At 71.3% G+C, this 15,077-nt stretch carries 16 protein-coding genes; 6 read left to right on the top strand and 10 right to left on the bottom strand.

The genetic code is table 11. The features are described from left to right. Window position 1 precedes the first annotated feature (1 nt). Window positions 2-511 carry a Fur family transcriptional regulator gene (locus tag AB852_RS37310; RefSeq protein WP_079185215.1) on the bottom strand — a complete coding sequence of 170 codons (510 nt, stop codon included), beginning with the start codon at window positions 509-511 and terminating at the stop codon, window positions 2-4. A 141-nt stretch (window positions 512-652) separates the two neighbouring features. Next, entirely contained in the window at window positions 653-1,225 is a 573-nt protein-coding gene (locus AB852_RS37305; RefSeq protein WP_073796089.1) for a heme-binding beta-barrel domain-containing protein, read from the bottom strand. Window positions 1,226-1,505: 280 nt separating this feature from the next. On the opposite strand from AB852_RS37305, the gene AB852_RS37300 reads away from it, so the two are divergent. Then, entirely contained in the window at window positions 1,506-1,868 is a 363-nt protein-coding gene (locus AB852_RS37300; protein ID WP_073796151.1) for a DsrE family protein, read from the top strand. Between the two features lie 29 nt (window positions 1,869-1,897). Here AB852_RS37300 and AB852_RS37295 read toward each other — a convergent pair whose 3' ends face one another. The 7 genes from AB852_RS37295 to AB852_RS37265 form a co-directional block, all read right to left on the bottom strand. Continuing rightward, window positions 1,898-2,149: a DUF3099 domain-containing protein gene (locus AB852_RS37295; RefSeq protein ID WP_073796087.1), complete on the bottom strand. Its 252-nt coding sequence runs from the start codon at window positions 2,147-2,149 to the stop codon at window positions 1,898-1,900. A 174-nt stretch (window positions 2,150-2,323) separates the two neighbouring features. Next, window positions 2,324-2,611 carry a DUF1416 domain-containing protein gene (locus AB852_RS37290; RefSeq protein WP_073796085.1) on the bottom strand — a complete coding sequence of 96 codons (288 nt, stop codon included), beginning with the start codon at window positions 2,609-2,611 and terminating at the stop codon, window positions 2,324-2,326. A gap of 36 nt (window positions 2,612-2,647) precedes the next feature. After that, a complete protein-coding gene (locus tag AB852_RS37285; RefSeq protein WP_073796083.1) occupies window positions 2,648-3,487 on the bottom strand; it encodes a sulfurtransferase in 840 nt (279 codons plus the stop codon). A gap of 200 nt (window positions 3,488-3,687) precedes the next feature. Further along, window positions 3,688-3,795 (bottom strand): putative leader peptide, encoded by a 108-nt coding sequence (locus tag AB852_RS41725; protein ID WP_353961799.1) that lies wholly within the window; start codon window positions 3,793-3,795, stop codon window positions 3,688-3,690. Window positions 3,796-4,009: 214 nt separating this feature from the next. Next, on the bottom strand, window positions 4,010-4,750 hold the full coding sequence (locus AB852_RS37275) for an LmeA family phospholipid-binding protein (protein ID WP_073796081.1): 741 nt from the start codon (window positions 4,748-4,750) through the stop codon (window positions 4,010-4,012). Window positions 4,751-5,389: 639 nt separating this feature from the next. Then, the gene (locus AB852_RS37270) at window positions 5,390-6,715 is read right to left on the bottom strand and encodes a hypothetical protein (protein ID WP_073796079.1); all 1,326 of its coding nucleotides are present in this window, start codon (window positions 6,713-6,715) and stop codon (window positions 5,390-5,392) included. Window positions 6,716-6,725: 10 nt separating this feature from the next. Then, window positions 6,726-6,980: a MoaD/ThiS family protein gene (locus AB852_RS37265; RefSeq protein ID WP_073796077.1), complete on the bottom strand. Its 255-nt coding sequence runs from the start codon at window positions 6,978-6,980 to the stop codon at window positions 6,726-6,728. A 1,002-nt stretch (window positions 6,981-7,982) separates the two neighbouring features. On the opposite strand from AB852_RS37265, the gene AB852_RS37260 reads away from it, so the two are divergent. Next, complete coding sequence (locus tag AB852_RS37260) at window positions 7,983-8,738, top strand: response regulator transcription factor (RefSeq protein ID WP_073796075.1); 756 nt, start codon at window positions 7,983-7,985, stop codon at window positions 8,736-8,738. A gap of 213 nt (window positions 8,739-8,951) precedes the next feature. Next, window positions 8,952-9,974: a LacI family DNA-binding transcriptional regulator gene (locus AB852_RS37255; RefSeq protein ID WP_073796072.1), complete on the top strand. Its 1,023-nt coding sequence runs from the start codon at window positions 8,952-8,954 to the stop codon at window positions 9,972-9,974. Between the two features lie 907 nt (window positions 9,975-10,881). On the opposite strand, the gene mshD is transcribed toward AB852_RS37255, so the two are convergent. Next, entirely contained in the window at window positions 10,882-11,805 is a 924-nt protein-coding gene (mshD, locus tag AB852_RS37250) for a mycothiol synthase (RefSeq protein WP_073796068.1), read from the bottom strand. A gap of 201 nt (window positions 11,806-12,006) precedes the next feature. Between mshD and AB852_RS37245 the strand changes: the two genes are divergently transcribed. The 3 genes from AB852_RS37245 (at window position 12,007) to AB852_RS37235 (ending at window position 15,065) form a co-directional block, all read left to right on the top strand. After that, window positions 12,007-13,845: a bifunctional metallophosphatase/5'-nucleotidase gene (locus AB852_RS37245; protein WP_073796066.1), complete on the top strand. Its 1,839-nt coding sequence runs from the start codon at window positions 12,007-12,009 to the stop codon at window positions 13,843-13,845. Window positions 13,846-14,061: 216 nt separating this feature from the next. Next, window positions 14,062-14,364: a DUF6087 family protein gene (locus tag AB852_RS37240; protein WP_073796063.1), complete on the top strand. Its 303-nt coding sequence runs from the start codon at window positions 14,062-14,064 to the stop codon at window positions 14,362-14,364. Between the two features lie 233 nt (window positions 14,365-14,597). Beyond that, window positions 14,598-15,065, top strand: coding sequence for a MarR family winged helix-turn-helix transcriptional regulator (locus AB852_RS37235; protein WP_073796061.1), 468 nt, complete (start codon window positions 14,598-14,600; stop codon window positions 15,063-15,065). The last annotated feature ends 12 nt before the right edge of the window (window positions 15,066-15,077 follow it).

The following is a 15,077-nucleotide window of genomic DNA, read 5'->3' as shown; positions in this document are numbered from 1 at the left end:
TTCATTCCCCGCCGTCGGGTGCGCCGGTCCGGCCGCCGTTCCCGCCGTCCCCGGCGCTCTGGTCGGTGTCCTGCGCGGCGCCCTGCCCGGCGTGGGCGCGGGCGCACCGCTCGCAGCGGCCGAAGATCGCGAAGTGCTTCATATCAGTCTCGAAGCCGAAGGTGTCCCGCAGCTTGGCGGTGAACTCCCCGGCGACGGTGACGTCCGCCTCGATGACGCCGGAGCAGTCCCGGCACACCAGATGGATGTGGTGGTGGCGGTCCGCGAGGTGGTAGGTCGGCGCCCCGTGCCCGAGGTGGGCATGGCTGACCAGCCCCAGCTCCTCCAGCAGCTCCAGGGTCCGGTACACCGTGGAGATGTTGATCCCGGACGCGGTCTTGCGCACCTCGCACAGGAGGTCGTCGGGGGTCGCGTGCTCCAGGGTGTCGACAGCCTCCAGCACCAGCTGACGCTGCGGCGTCAGGCGGTATCCGCGGCGCCTCAGATCGGTCTTCCAGTCGGTGCTCACCACGCGTCCAGTGTAAGCAGCGGCGGCGCGGTCATGGCCCGGCGAGAAGATTTCCGGCCCCGGGCGGGACCACGGGAACGGCCCCGGTACGGGTACCGGGGCCGTGGGCGTCGTCGGGGCGGTGGGGTCGGACCGGTCGGCGGGCTACTTGAAGAAGGCGATGCCGTCGTCCGGGAGGTCGCCCAGGTCCTTCGCCCACTCGGCGACGTCCTCGGGGCTGACGACCTTCTTGAGGTGGGCCGACATGTAGGGGCGCAGCGGGACGTCGGGCGTCTGCTTCTCGCCGACCCACATGAGGTCGCTCTTGACGTAGCCGTACAGGCGCTTGCCGCCGGTGTAGGGGCCGGAGGCGGCGGTACGGGCGACGGCGTCGGTGACGATGTCGATCTGGGGCTTCTTGTCGGCGAGCTCGCCGTACCAGACCTCGACCACACCGTCGTCGCGGACCATGGTGACCTCGACCTTGCGGTCGGCGTCGATCCGCCAGAAGCCGGACTCCGACTCCAGGGGCTTCACCTTGTTGCCGTCGTTGTCCAGGATCCACGTGTGGGAGTGGTACTCCAGGAAGTCCCGCCCGTCGTGGGTGAAGCTGACCTCCTGGCCGAAGTTGGCCTTCTCGGCCCCGGGGAAGTCGGTGACGCCCGCGCCCGCCCAGTTCCCGAGCAGGAACACGAGGGGGACGACGTCTTTGTGCAGGTCGGACGGGATCTGGATCATGTGCGATCGGCTTCCTGGGTGGGGGTCAGCGCTGGCCCTGGTAGAGCTTCTTCACGGCGAGTCCGGTGAAGGCGAGGACGCCGACGCAGACGAGGACGAGAAGAGCTTCGAAAAAGATGACCACGGGGTGCTCCTCGGTGGGCAAGGGTGAGTGGTGCAGAGCCGGGCCCAGTTTAGTGTGCGGGCGCCGGGCGCTCGCGGCGAGGTCGGCGGACGGGTGGCGGCCGTGCGGCGGGGACCGGCGGGGACCGGCGGCGCGGGGCGCGCCTACGATGCGGTCATGGCGAAGAAGCTCGTGATCAAGGTGACGGCCGGGGCGGACTCGCCCGAGCGGTGCTCCCAGGCGTTCACGGTGGCGGCGGTGGCCGTCGCCAGCGGGGTCGAGGTGTCGATGTGGCTGACGGGTGAGTCGGCGTGGTTCGCGCTGCCGGGCCGGGCTGCGGAGTTCGAGCTTCCGCACGCGGCGCCGCTGCCCGAGCTGATCGAGGGCATCCTGGCGGGCGGCAGTCTCACGCTCTGCACCCAGTGCGCGGCCCGGCGTGACATCGCGCCGGCGGATGTGATCGACGGGGTGCGGATCGCGGGAGCGCAGGTCTTCGTCCAGGAGTCCCTCGCCGACGACACCCAGGCCCTCGTGTACTAGCCGGGCGGGGGTGGCGACGGGCCGGGGGCTCACTTCTTCCCGTCGAGTTCGTCCCACCACTTGTCGGACTGGGGGTCGCCGGAGGGGTCGTCCCACCAGCGGTCGTCGGGGCCCCGGCGGTTCGCCATGATCGCGGCTATGGGCGGGATGACCATCGCGACCAGGCACATCACCACGGCCGCCGGTACGGACCACAGGCGCACCACCGACCACGCCAGGACGAAGAGCACCACGCACGTGCCCATCATGGCGAAGTACACATGACGCCTGCGCGCGTACATACCTCCAGCGTACGACCGGGCGCCCGCACGGGCCCTGTCGCGACGGGTCCGGTGCCGGGCCGTCCGGTCGGGGGGAACGGGCCCGGAAAAGCGCCCGGAGGGCCGTACCCCCGGTCAAGTGGCGTCCAACCCCCTGGGGCACGGCCCTCCGGGCCGTCCTGTCGCGCGTCGTCGTCAGACGGCGATCGCGACCTCGGCGAGTCCGCCGGTCTGCGCGACCACGGTGCGGTCGGCGGAGCCGCCGGGCACCAGCGCGCGGAGGGTCCAGGTGCCCTCGGCGGCGTAGAAGCGGAACTGACCGGTCGCCGAGGTGGGCACCTCGGCGGTGAACTCGCCGGTCGAGTCCAGCAGCCGGACGTAGCCGGTCACGGGCTCACCGTCACGGGTCACCTGGCCCTGGATGGTGGTCTCACCGGGCTTGATCGTCGAGGCGTCGGGGCCGCCGACCTGCGCTCCACACATATGCGTCTTCTCCAGACTGGCTGTCGGTCGGTGCGGTTACTTGGCGGGGCCGAGCTCGATCGGCACACCCACGAGGGAGCCGTACTCGGTCCACGAACCGTCGTAGTTCTTGACGTTGTCCACGCCCAGCAGCTCGTGCAGCACGAACCAGGTCAGGGCGGAGCGCTCACCGATGCGGCAGTACGCGATGGTGTCCTTCGCGAGGTCGACCTGCTCGTCGGCGTAGAGGGCCGTGAGCTGCTCGTCCGACTTGAAGGTGCCGTCGTCGTTGGCGTTCTTGGACCACGGGATGTTGCGGGCGGACGGGACGTGACCCGGGCGCTGCGACTGCTCCTGCGGCAGGTGGGCCGGGGCGAGGAGCTTGCCGGAGAACTCGTCGGGGGAGCGGACGTCCACCAGGTTCTGGGCGCCGATCGCGGCGATCACGTCGTCGCGGTAGGCGCGGATCGAGGTGTCCTGCTCCTTGGCCTTGTACTCGGTGGCCGCGCGGGCGGGCACCTCGGTGACCAGGTCGCGGGAGTCGAGCTCCCACTTCTTGCGGCCGCCGTCGAGAAGCTTCACGGACTGGTGACCGTAGAGCTTGAAGTACCAGTAGGCGTAGGACGCGAACCAGTTGTTGTTGCCGCCGTAGAGGACGACGGTGTCGTCGCCTGCGATGCCGCGCTCGGAGAGGAGCTTCTCGAAGCCGGCCTGGTCGACGAAGTCACGGCGGACCGGGTCCTGGAGGTCCGTGCGCCAGTCGATCTTGACGGCGTTCCTGATGTGGTTCTTGTCGTACGCGGCGGTGTCCTCGTCGACCTCGACGATGACGACCTTCGGGCTGTCGAGGTTGGCCTCGACCCAGTCGGCGTCTACCAGGACGTCGCTGCGGCTCATGTTCGTTCTCCTCCGGGGCAGTTGCGGCGGGATGACACGTCGTACGGGGCGGGTGCGGGTACGGCTCCCGGTGGTCCGGGGCCGGGCGCCGGGGTGGCCTCGGGAAACCGGCCGGTCGGGGGGCGGTGGTCCGCCGGAAGCGGGGTCCGCCCGGCCCTCGCGGTCGGAAACCGGGGCCGTGGGGTCCGCACGGGACTCGCTCAGACGGTGCGACAGAGCATGGCGGCGACGCGGCACAGGTCGACTGCCCGCCGCTTCGTCAGATCCGCCTGTCCCCGCGAACGGAGACCGCTCAAATAGCACCGCATGGGGACGATCGTAGGGAGGCCCGGGCCGCCATGTCACCGCCGTGTCATATCCTGAGACAGGATCGTCCGGGATGTGGGAATGAGTCACCCGCCGGACGGATGGCCGGGCGCGCGGGTCCGCCCGTCCGGGTCGTCTTATCTGCGGTACGGACTTCGTCGTCTCGCACTGTGGACATGGGGCGGATGCGGGCCGCCGGGCGGGGCTGCCGGGGAACTACCCGACGAGCCGGATGTCCGAACCCTTCACCGTGATGTCCACCCCGTCGGGAGCGGCCTCGACCTTGTCCAGCTCGATCCCGGCGGGCAGGTCCCCGATCCGCTGCTGGAAGTCCGTGATCTCCCGGATCTTGGCGTCCGCGATCGGCACCCCGAAGTCCGGCAGCGAGTCCGCGTCCACCTTCACCTGGCCGTCGCGGACCGTCGCCGAGCTGAGCACGGAGATCGGCTGGGGGAGCTTGCGGCCCATGACCGTCGCCTCGACCGCGACCTTGATCTTGCCGTTGCCGCCGTCCGACAGCCCCACGACCTGGGCCTCCACCCCCGGTCCCAGCTCGACCGGTTCGATGCGGGCGGCCTTCAGCAGCTCCGGGTACGAGACCCTGGCCGTGCCGGACGCGCTGTCCGCGGTCGCGGAGGAGAAGTCACCGGTGAAGCCGACGCCCGACATCCGGGCGGTCAGCTCGTCGATCCGGATCGTCGAGGCCGCGCCGCCGGTCCGGCCGGAGGCGTCGAAGTCCTTGATCCCGATCTCCACCTCGTCCAGCGTGCCGCCCGCGAGCTGGGTCAGGAACGGGAAGCCGTTGATCGACACATCGGGGGTGTTCTCCAGCCCCTCGTTCGCGCGGATGCGGTCGGCGGCCTCGCTCTCGGCGAAGTTCACGGCGAGACGGTCCGCGGCGATGAACAGGCCGCCGAGGATGACGGCGACGATCAGAAGTATTCGCAGTGCGCGCATGGCCGGTGGTTCCCCCCGAGGCATTGGTCGTGTGCCGCGAGCCTAACGGGCCGCCTTCGCTTGCGCTTTCGAGGTCTTCCGGGGCGGGCGCGCTTGTCCCTGTGCGGGTCGCCTTCGCTTGCGCTTCTGAGGTCTGTCCGGCGGGACGCACTTGTTTCCTGTGCGGGTCGAACGGGGGTGCGCAGTTCCCCGCGCCCCTGGGTGGTGCCCCTCGCGGTTTCCGTCCGGCTGCGGATGGTCCTTGGTTGCTCGCGCAGTTCCCCGCGCCCCTGGGTGGTGCCTCATTGCGGTCGCTGTTCGGGTGCGGGCCGGTTCTCGTCTTTTGCGCAGTTCCCCGCGCCCCTTTGGGGGCGCCTCAGCCGCCTGGGGTTGCTTTTCACCCTTCTCCTCCCGCAGTCGCGTGGCTGCGGGAGGGGGTGGGCGGGAATCTCTGCTCGCAGACTCCGATGCTCTTCAGTCGGACCACTGGACGTGTTACCGAGCGTGTCGGATCGAGGACGGAGAATCCCGACCGGCCCCGACCCGAAGGACCGGCCGGGTGCGCCCCAAAGGGGCGCGGGGAACTGCGCGAACCCACCGAGCGACGGCACAGGAACGAAGTACGCCCAGCCGGACGGACCTCAGAGGCGCAAGCGGCTGCTACGGGAGGATCTGGGCGAGGATGTAGGTCGCGGGGGCCGCCGCCGCCAGGGGGAGGGCCACTCCCGCCGTCATATGGACGAACCGCGACGGGTAGTCGTAGCTCGCCGCCCGGTGGCCGATCAGCGCACACGCGCCGGCGGCCAGCCCCAGCAGCGCCCCGTCGGTCCCCCAGTCGGAGAACCGCCCGGCCGCGATCCCCGCACCCGCCGCCGCGAGCAGCGCGACCAGCACCGACGCGGCGGTCGGCAGCGGCAACGCCCGTGCCAGCACCGCCGCGGCGACGGCGATACCCGCGATCACCACCGCGTCCGTCGCCGCGCCCAGATACCCGGCGCCGATCACCGCCAGCGCGGACGACACGACGGTGGCCAGCAGTCCCGCGAGCCGCTCGTCCGGTCCCGCGTGGCTGCGCAGCCCGAGGACGATGGACAGCAGCACCCAGACGCCGAGCGTGCCGAGGATCGCGGCGGGCGCGTTCTCGCGGCCCGCCACCAGCAGCGCCGCGTTCGCCGCGAGGCCGCCGAGGAACGCCAGCGCGATGCCCTGCCGCGCGGGCCACATGCCGTTGAGCCGGAACCACCCCGCAGCCGTCACGGCCTGGAGCAGCACCAGCGGGACCAGCGTCGCGTACTCGTGCAGCGCGGCGGCCCCGGAGAGCAGCAGCGCGAGGACGGCGGTGACCGCGGCGGGCTGGAGTCCCGGTTCCAGGATCTGCGGCCGGCCCTCCGCGCGGGCCCGGTCGGCGGCGGTCGCGTACTGGGGCTCGGCCGCGGCGGCGGTGCTCGCCCCGCCGGTGACTGTGCCGGTGCCGGTGAACCCGGGCGGGTCCATGGCCGGGGCCGGTGCGGGTGGCGGGGTGTGCACGGGGGTGTGCGCGGGGTACTGCTGCTGGGCCGTCGGGCCCGGTGCCTGGGGCTGGGCGGCCGCGTACGGCTGGGGCTGCTGCTGTCCGTACTGGCCGGTGGGGTGGCCGGTCTGCCCGTACTGGCCGCTGTTGCCGTACTGGCCGCTCTGGTCGTACTGGCCGGTGTTGCCGTACGGCTGGGGTGTCCCGTACGGGGGTGAGGTGCCCTGGCCCTGCTGCGTTCCGTGCTGCGGGGTGCCGTACCCGGTGCCGTACTCCTGCGGAGGCGGGCCGTAGCCCTGCGGTGCGCCGTACCGCTCGGGCGGCGGGGTGCTGTCGGTGATGGGGGGCTGGAGCTCGGTCTCCCAGGTCGGGGCCTGCCACTGCTGGGTCTGCGGACCCTCGTCGTACGGCTCCGGGTACCCCGACTGCGGATATCCGGGGTCCGTACCGTAAGGCTGGTCGGGCTGGTTGGTCATGAGTGGGTGGTCACCCTCCTGCGAACGGTGGGAGCACCTCGACCGTGCCGCCCTCGGCCAGCCGTACCGTCTCATGCTCCCGGGTGCCGACGGGGTCCCCGTCGACGAGGAACGAGCAGCGGTCCAGCACCCGGACCAGTTCTCCGGGGTGGCGCGTGCGGGCGCCGGCCAGTGCCTCGGCCAGGTTCCCGGCGTCGAACGGTTCCTCCGCCACGCCTGCGGCGGCTTTCGCCGCGGCCCAGTAGCGGATCGTCCCCCTCGCCATGTCTCGCTCCTCCGGAGTGCTGTGTACGGTCCTCCATCATGCCGTGCGGGTCGCCTTCGCTTGCGCTTCCGAGGTCTGTCCGGCGGGACGCACTTGTTTCCTGTGCGGGTCGAACGGGGGTGCGCAGTTCCCCGCGCCCCTGGGTTGCGCCCCTTGCGGTTCCTGTTCGGCTGCGGGTGGTCCTTGGTTGCTCGCGCAGTTCCCCGCGCCCCTGAGGTGCTGCCCCCTTGCGGTCGCTCTTCGGGTGCGGGCCGGTTCTCGTCTTTTGCGCAGTTCCCCGCGCCCCTGAAGGGGCACCCCTCTCTCCTCCCGCAGTCGCGCTGCTGCGGGAGGGGGTGGGCGGGAATCTCTGCTCGCAGACTCCGATGCTCTTCAGTCGGACCACTGGACGTGTTACCGAGCGTGTCGGATCGAGGACGGAGAATCCCGACCGGCACCGACCCGAAGGACCGGCCGGATGCGCCCCAAAGGGGCGCGGGGAACTGCGCAAAACCACCGAGCGACGGCACAGGAACGAAGTGCGCCCCGCCGGACAGACCTGGGGAGCGCAAGCGAAGGCGACCCGCGGGGAACTGCGCACCCCACGAGCGACGGCACAGGAACGGAGTGCGCCCCGCCGGACAGACCCGGGGGGCGCGAGCGAAGGCGCCCGCGCTCCGCGAGTACCTCGTGCTTCCGGGGCCGGATCGGGCCCGTTTCGTGGGGGCGCGCGGGGCCTCCCGGGGGCGGCCGGAGGGCCGATCAGCGCGTTCGGCCTGCCCGTGGGGTGGCCATGTGGGTTATTCTGCTGCGCAAGAAGGACTCGGGCGACGCCGCCTCCGGGTCCTTTTGTGCTTTCCGGCGCGTTGTATACGACCCTGGTGTCGTAGCCGGAAAGCCGCGAAAGCGACAGCGCAGTACGAGGCAGTGCCGTAAACGTCCTCGCAGGGACCGAGGAGGAACCGACGTTATGGGCGAGCGAACCGTGCACGTAGGCCGGACGACCCGGGCGGGTGGGGAGTGATGAGCTCTCTGCTGCTCCTGACCAATGCCCTCCAGCCGTCGGCGGAGGTGCTTCCCGCGCTCGGCCTGCTGCTGCACAACGTGCGGGTGGCCCCCGCCGAGGGCCCCGCCCTGATCGACACCCCCGGCGCGGACGTGATCCTCGTGGACGGGCGGCGGGATCTGCCGCAGGTGCGAAGCCTGTGCCAGCTGCTGCGGTCCACCGGGCCCGGGTGTCCGCTGATCCTGGTGGTGACGGAGGGCGGGCTCGCCGCCGTCACCGCGGACTGGGGCGTGGACGACGTCCTGCTCGACACGGCGGGCCCCGCCGAGGTCGAGGCGCGGCTCCGGCTGGCGCTGGGCCGCAGACAGATCGTGGACGACGACTCCCCGATGGAGATCCGCAACGGTGATCTGTCGGTGGACGAGGCGACGTACAGCGCCAAGCTCAAGGGGCGGGTGCTGGACCTCACGTTCAAGGAGTTCGAGCTGCTGAAGTATCTCGCGCAGCACCCCGGGCGGGTGTTCACCCGGGCGCAGCTCCTCCAGGAGGTGTGGGGGTACGACTACTTCGGCGGCACCCGGACCGTGGACGTCCATGTGCGACGGCTGCGGGCGAAGCTGGGGCCCGAGCACGAGTCGCTGATCGGGACCGTCCGGAATGTGGGATACCGCTTCGTCACCCCGGAGAAGCCGGTCCCCGAGTCGGTCTCCGTCCCGGACACGGTGCCGGACACCGTCCAGGGCATCCAGGGCGTTCAGGGCTTCCAGGGATAGGGGGCCGGGACCCGACGGTTCCGGTTCGTGTTCGGCCCGGGTGCGGGCCCGGCGCCGTCGGCCTGTGGTCGGCGGCGCCGTGGGTCCCCCGTGCCTGGAGCGCGCGCGGACCTGTGCGTGGGCTGTGCGTGATCGTCGGGGGCCTGTCCGGGGCGGGGATTTGGTCGCCGGACGACCTGCTCAAACGGGTGTCTCTCCGCGTAGACTTCGCGCGTGGCCAAGGTGACTCGGGACGATGTGGCGCGACTGGCGGGTACGTCGACCGCGGTTGTCAGTTATGTGATCAACAACGGACCCAGACCGGTCGCCCCGGCGACGCGTGAGCGGGTGCTCGCCGCGATCAAGGAACTGCACTACCGCCCTGACCGGGTGGCGCAGGCGATGGCGTCCCGTCGCACGGATCTCATAGGAATGATCGTCCCGGACGCGCGCCAGCCGTTCTTCGCCGAGATGACCCATGCCGTGGAACAGGCGGCGGCCGAGCGGGGCAAGATGGTCCTGGTCGGCAACTCCGACTATCTGGACGAGCGTGAGGTCCACTATCTGCGGGCGTTCCTCGGGATGCGGGTCTCCGGGCTGATCCTGGTGAGCCAGGGCCCGAGCGAGACCGCCGCGGCGGAGATCGACGCCTGGGACGCGCGGGTGGTGCTGCTGCACCGCAGGCCGGAGGCGATCGAGGACGTCGCCGTCGTCATCGACGACGTGGGCGGCGCGCAGCTCGTCACCCGGCATCTGCTGGAGCACGGGTACCCGTATGTCGCGTGTCTCGGCGGGAACGAGGCGACGCCGACGGTGGGCGACCCGGTCACCGACCATGTCGAGGGCTGGCGGCGGGCCATGGCGGAGGCGGGGCGGTCCACCGAGGGGCGGCTGTTCGAGGCTCCGTACAACCGGTACGACGCGTATCAGGTGGCGCTGGGGCTGCTCGCCGGTCCGGACCGGCCGCCCGCGATCGTGTGCGCGACCGACGACCAGGCGATCGGGGTGCTGCGGGCCGCGCGGGAGCTGCGGATCGATGTGCCCGGGGAGCTGGCGGTCGCGGGGTTCGACGATGTGAAGGAAGCGGGGTTGACCGATCCGCCGCTGACCACTGTCGCGTCGGATCGGCCCGCGATGGCGCGGGAGGCGGTGGACCTGGTGCTGGACGAGGGGCTGCGGGTGGCCGGGTCGCGCCGGGAGCGGTTGAAGTTGTTCCCGTCGCGGTTGGTGGTGCGGCGGTCCTGCGGTTGCCACTGATCGCCTTCGCTTGCGCTTCCTAGGTCCGTCCGGCTGGACGTACTTCGTTCCTGTGCCGTCGCTCGTGGGTTTTGCGCAGTTCCCCGCGCCCCTTTGGGGCGCGTTCTGTCGGTTCTTCGGGTCGGTGCCGGTCGGGATTCTCCGTCCTCGCTCCAACGCGCTCGGTCGGACATCCCCCTTGCCCGACTGAAGAGCATCGGAGTCTGCGGGCAGAGATTCCCGCCCACCCCCTTACGTGAGTCCTGCGACTGCGCGAGGAGGGTGCTTTGAACCCCGCCCCCGGTCGCTGACAGCCCGCAGCCGGACGGCAGCCCCAGGAGGGCGCCCCCAAAGGGGCGCGGGGAACTGCGCAAAGGCGAGGGCAGACCCGCACCCGACGAACAAGCCCGAAGGGGCAGCATCCAGGGGCGCGGGGAACTGCGCGTCCCACGGGCGACGGCGCAGGAACGGAGTGCGTCCAGCCGGGCGGACCTCGGAAGCGCAAGCGAAGGCGACCCGCGGGGAACTGCGCAAAGGTGAGGGCAGACCCGCACCCGACGAACAAGCCCGAAGGGGCAGCATCCAGGGGCGCGGGGAACTGCGCATCCCACGGGCGACGGCGCAGGAACGGAGTGCGTCCAGCCGGGCGGACCTCGGAAGCGCAAGCGAAGGCGACCCGCGGGGAACTGCGCAAAGGCGAGGGCAGACCCGCACCCGACGAACAAGCCCGAAGGGGCAGCATCCAGGGGCGCGGGGAACTGCGCACCCCACGGGTGACGGCACGGGAACGGAGTGCGTCCAGCCGGGCGGACCTCGGAAGCGCAAGCGAAGGCGACCCGCACAGGAACAAGTGCGTTCAGCCCGAGTACCCACGGGCAACGGGACAGGGACAAGTGCGTTCAGCTGGGGTAACTCGGGGCGGCGGATGTCAAGACTCTGTGCGGTACATCAAGTCCGTCTCGTGGGTGAGGAAGCCGAGGCGTTCGTAGACCCGCACAGCGGGGACGTTGTCGGCGTCGACGTAGAGCATGGCCGTCGACGCCCCCGTCCCCGCGAGATGCCGCAGCCCCACCGTGGTGAGCGCCTTGCCGAGGCCGCCGCCCTGGGCGCCGGGGCGTACCCCGACGACGTACACCTCGCCGAGTCCCTCCGCGGCGTGCACCTTCGTCCAGTGGAAGCCGACCAGTTCGCCGTCACGCTCCGCGAGGAAGAATCCCGCCGGGTCGAACCACGGTTCCGCCTTGCGGTCGTCGAGGTCGCGCTGGGTGAGCGAGCCCTGCTCGGGGTGGTGGGCGAAGGCCGCCGCGTTCACCGCGAGCCACGCCGTGTCGTCCTGGCCCGGGACGAAGGTCCGTACGGTGACGCCCTCCGGCCAGACGGGGTCCGGCAGGTCCAGGTCCGTCAACGGGCGCCGCATCTGACGCAGTTCCCGGAACAGGGTCAGCCCGAGGACCTGGGCGAGATGCCGGGCCGCCGAGTGCCCGCCGTGCGCCCAGATCCGCAGCCGCTTGCCGGACGCGGCGAGCAGCGCGTTGCCGAGGGCGCGGCCGTGGCCCCGGCCCCGGTGCGCGGGGTGGACGACCAGCTCGGCGGCGGGTGCCTCGACCGGGTCCGTGTCCTCCAGCTGCGCGTATCCGAGGAGTTCGGCGCCGAGGAACAGCAGCAGATGGCGCACGCCCGCGCGCGGGCCGCCGCGCAGCTGGAGCCTGCCCTGTTCCGACACGGCCTGCTGGCCGTCCTCCCGCGCCGCCGCCGTGAGCAGCTCCAGCACGGCGTCCGCCTGTTCGGCGGTCACCTCGGTCAGGGTCTCGATCCGCCGGGGGCCCGTGGCGGGAACGCTCTCACTCGTCATACCCCGACCCTACGACGCCCCGTCCGAAGCGGTCGGGTCCCCGGGCCCGCCCACCCGTACCGGCGCGCCCGCGGCGCCCCGCCCGGCGGCCTCCGGGGGCACCGCGCCGGCCAACGGCAATCAGTCCGTGACCCTTACCCCCTGTTGCGCTACGCGCGTTGACCTTAGGCTGCCGACCGCACCTCCCGTGTCCACCCACCCATGCCAGGGGGCCCCGTGCCAACGAAATCGACCCCGTCCGGAAGAACGATCCGGGTACTCGCCGCGCTGGCGGCCGCCGCCACGGTCGGCGCCCTGACCGCCGCGCTCCCCGCCTCGGCGGAGACCGGCCGCGGTGACCGTGACGACGACCACCGGGGCCACGGTCACAAGCCCCGCACGGTGGACGTGCAGCTCCTCTCGTTCAACGATCTGCACGGGCATCTGGAGCCCCCGTCGGGTTCCTCCGGCACGCTGACCGAACGCCAGCCGGACGGGACGACGAAGCAGGTGACGGCTGGCGGCGTCGAGTACCTGGCCAGCTCGCTGCGCACCGCGCGCAAGGGCAAGCCGTACTCGGTGACGACCGCCGCCGGTGACCTGATCGGCGGCAGCCCGCTGCTGTCGGGGCTGTTCCACGACGAGCCGACGATCGAGGCGCTGAACAAGCTGGACCTGGATGTCGCGGGGGTCGGCAACCACGAGTTCGACGAGGGCACCAAGGAACTCCAGCGCATCCAGAACGGCGGCTGCCATCCCACCGCCGGATGCTTCGAGCCGGGCCGCAAGTTCAAGGGTGCCGACTTCCCCTACCTCGCGGCGAACGTGACGGTCGAGAAGACCAAGCGTCCCGTGCTCGCCCCGTACTGGGTGTGGAAGGAGAAGGGGGTCAAGGTCGGCTTCATCGGGATCACGCTGGAGGGCACCCCCGACATCGTCTCGGCGGACGGCATCAAGGGCCTGAAGTTCCACGACGAGGTCGAGACGGTCAACAAGTACGCCAAGGTGCTGGAGCGCCAGGGCGTCAAGTCGATCGTCGCGGTGATCCACGAGGGCGGCTACCCGGCCTCCACCTCGTACAACTACGACTGTGACTCGCCGGGTGCCGGTGACGGGATCTCCGGCCCGATCGTCGACATCGCCAAGGGCATCTCCCCGCAGGTCGACGCGCTTGTGACGGGGCACACCCACCAGCCGTACGCGTGCTCGATCCCCGACCCGTCGGGCAAGCCGCGCACGGTGACCTCGGCGTCGTCGTTCGGCCGGCTGTACACCGAGACGACGCTGACGTACGACCGCCGGACGAACGACATCGTCCGTACGAGTGTGAAGTCCGCCAACCACGTGGTGCGCCGTGACCAGCCCAGGGCCGCGGACATGACGGAACTGATCGGCCGCTGGAACAAGCTGGCCGCGCCGATCGCCAGCCGTCCCGTCGGCTTCATCGCCGGTGACATCCCGGGCCGGGGCGCCACCACGCTGGAGTCCCCGCTGGGCGATCTGATCTCGGACGCGCAGCTCGCGCAGGCCAGGACGCTGGACCCGAAGGCCGTGGTCGCGCTGATGAACCCGGGCGGTATCCGCGCGGACCTCGTCCACAAGGCGGTCGGCACCGAAGGGGACGGGGTCGTCACCTACGGCGAGGGCTTCACCGTCCAGCCGTTCGGCAACACGGTGAACCTGGTGGACCTGACCGGCGCGCAGCTCGTCACCGCGCTCCAGCAGCAGGTCAGCGGCCCGAACACGGCCGCCCCGAAGATCCTCCAGGTCTCCGACGGTCTCACCTACACGCTGGACATGACGAAGGCGGGCGCGGACCGGGTGGTGACCGGTTCGATCCGGCTGAACGGTCAGCCCCTCGACCCGGCGGCCACGTACCGCGTCGTGCTGAACAACTTCCTGACCGGTGGCGGCGACGGCTTCACCGAGCTCGCCAAGGGCAAGAACCCGCTGGTCGGCGGCGACGACCTGAAGGCGCTGACGGACTACCTGGGCGCCAACTCCTCGGCCGCGGCCCCGCTGGTCCCGCCGAAGGCGGACCGCATCACGGTCATCCGCTGACCCTGGAGCCGTTCGGCAAGTCGTAGAGCCCTGCGCGGGTAGAGCTCTGTGAGGGCGGAGCCCTTTGAGGGGTGGGAGGGGCCGTTCCGGATTCGTCCGGGGCGGTCCCTCTTCCTGTGTCCGTGCACCGAGGCCGACTTGGGGCGGGGCGGGTCCCGTCCGCCGTCCCGTTACCCTCCTGGTGCGACCGCCTGCCGGACCTAGGGACGGGACACCATGGACGAGGAACCGCTGGCCGACTTCGCGGAGCGCCGTGACGCGCGGATCGGACGGCTGCGCGCGGTCCCGGTCGTGGACGGCCGGGCTCCCCGGGCCGCGCACGTCAGCCCGGCCGAGCCCCGGGTGGTCGAGCGGTGGAACGGCCATGTGTGGGAGATGCACGCGGTGGTCCCGGACCTCGCCGCGGCGAAGGCGCTCCTGTACCCCGGACCCCGTACCCCGCCCCCCGCCGAGGGCCCGCCCCTGGGGAAGGGCCCCGGCCGCCACCGCAAGCCGAGGGTTCCGCCCACGGCGACCTGAGCCCGGTGGAGAGTTGTCCGACGGTCGGGGTGTCGCCCGACTGAGCTTTTTGCGAACGCGCTACCCGCACAAGGCAGTTGCGAGGCAGCGACGGGTCCCAGCGCCCCGACCCAGGTATTCGATACCCGGCGACTCGCTCACGCGGTGACCCCTTGACCTCAACCTTGATTGCGGTTCTACGTTTCTCCTAGCAGCAGGAAAACACCGGGGAACACGTAACAGGGAGCGCCGACATGACCGCCCAGCACCTCTCCGACGCCGAACTCGCCACCCAGCCCGCCGCCTACTGGACCGGGGTCGCCTACGAGGCGCTGATCGCGTACATCCGGGCCCAGCAGGCCGAACTCGGTTTCACGCAGCCGCAGTACTGGCTGCTGCGGAATCTGTCGAAGAACGACATCTCCGCCGACGGCCAGGGCATGACGATCCGCGAACTCCAGCGGGCCATGGCGACCTACCTCCGGGAGGAGGACGATCTGGCCGCCGAGTCGGAGGGGCTGCTGGAGCGCGGTTGGCTCACCCGGGACGGCGAGGGGCGGCTGTGGATCACCGAGGTGGGCGACGAGGCCCGCGCGGGTCTCAAGCGGCACGCCCCGGTCATCCGCGACCGTATCCACGAGGGCATCGACGACGCCGACTACGTCACCACGCTGAAGGTCCTCCGGCAGATGCTCCGGAACACCGGCAGTGAGCTGGTCTAGCCGTCCGGCCGG

This window comes from Streptomyces uncialis, from assembly GCF_001905345.1.
Classification (GTDB): Bacteria; Actinomycetota; Actinomycetes; order Streptomycetales; family Streptomycetaceae; genus Streptomyces; species Streptomyces uncialis.
Note: the sequence above shows the minus strand (reverse complement) of the source record. Positions and strands in the feature narration are given on the sequence as shown.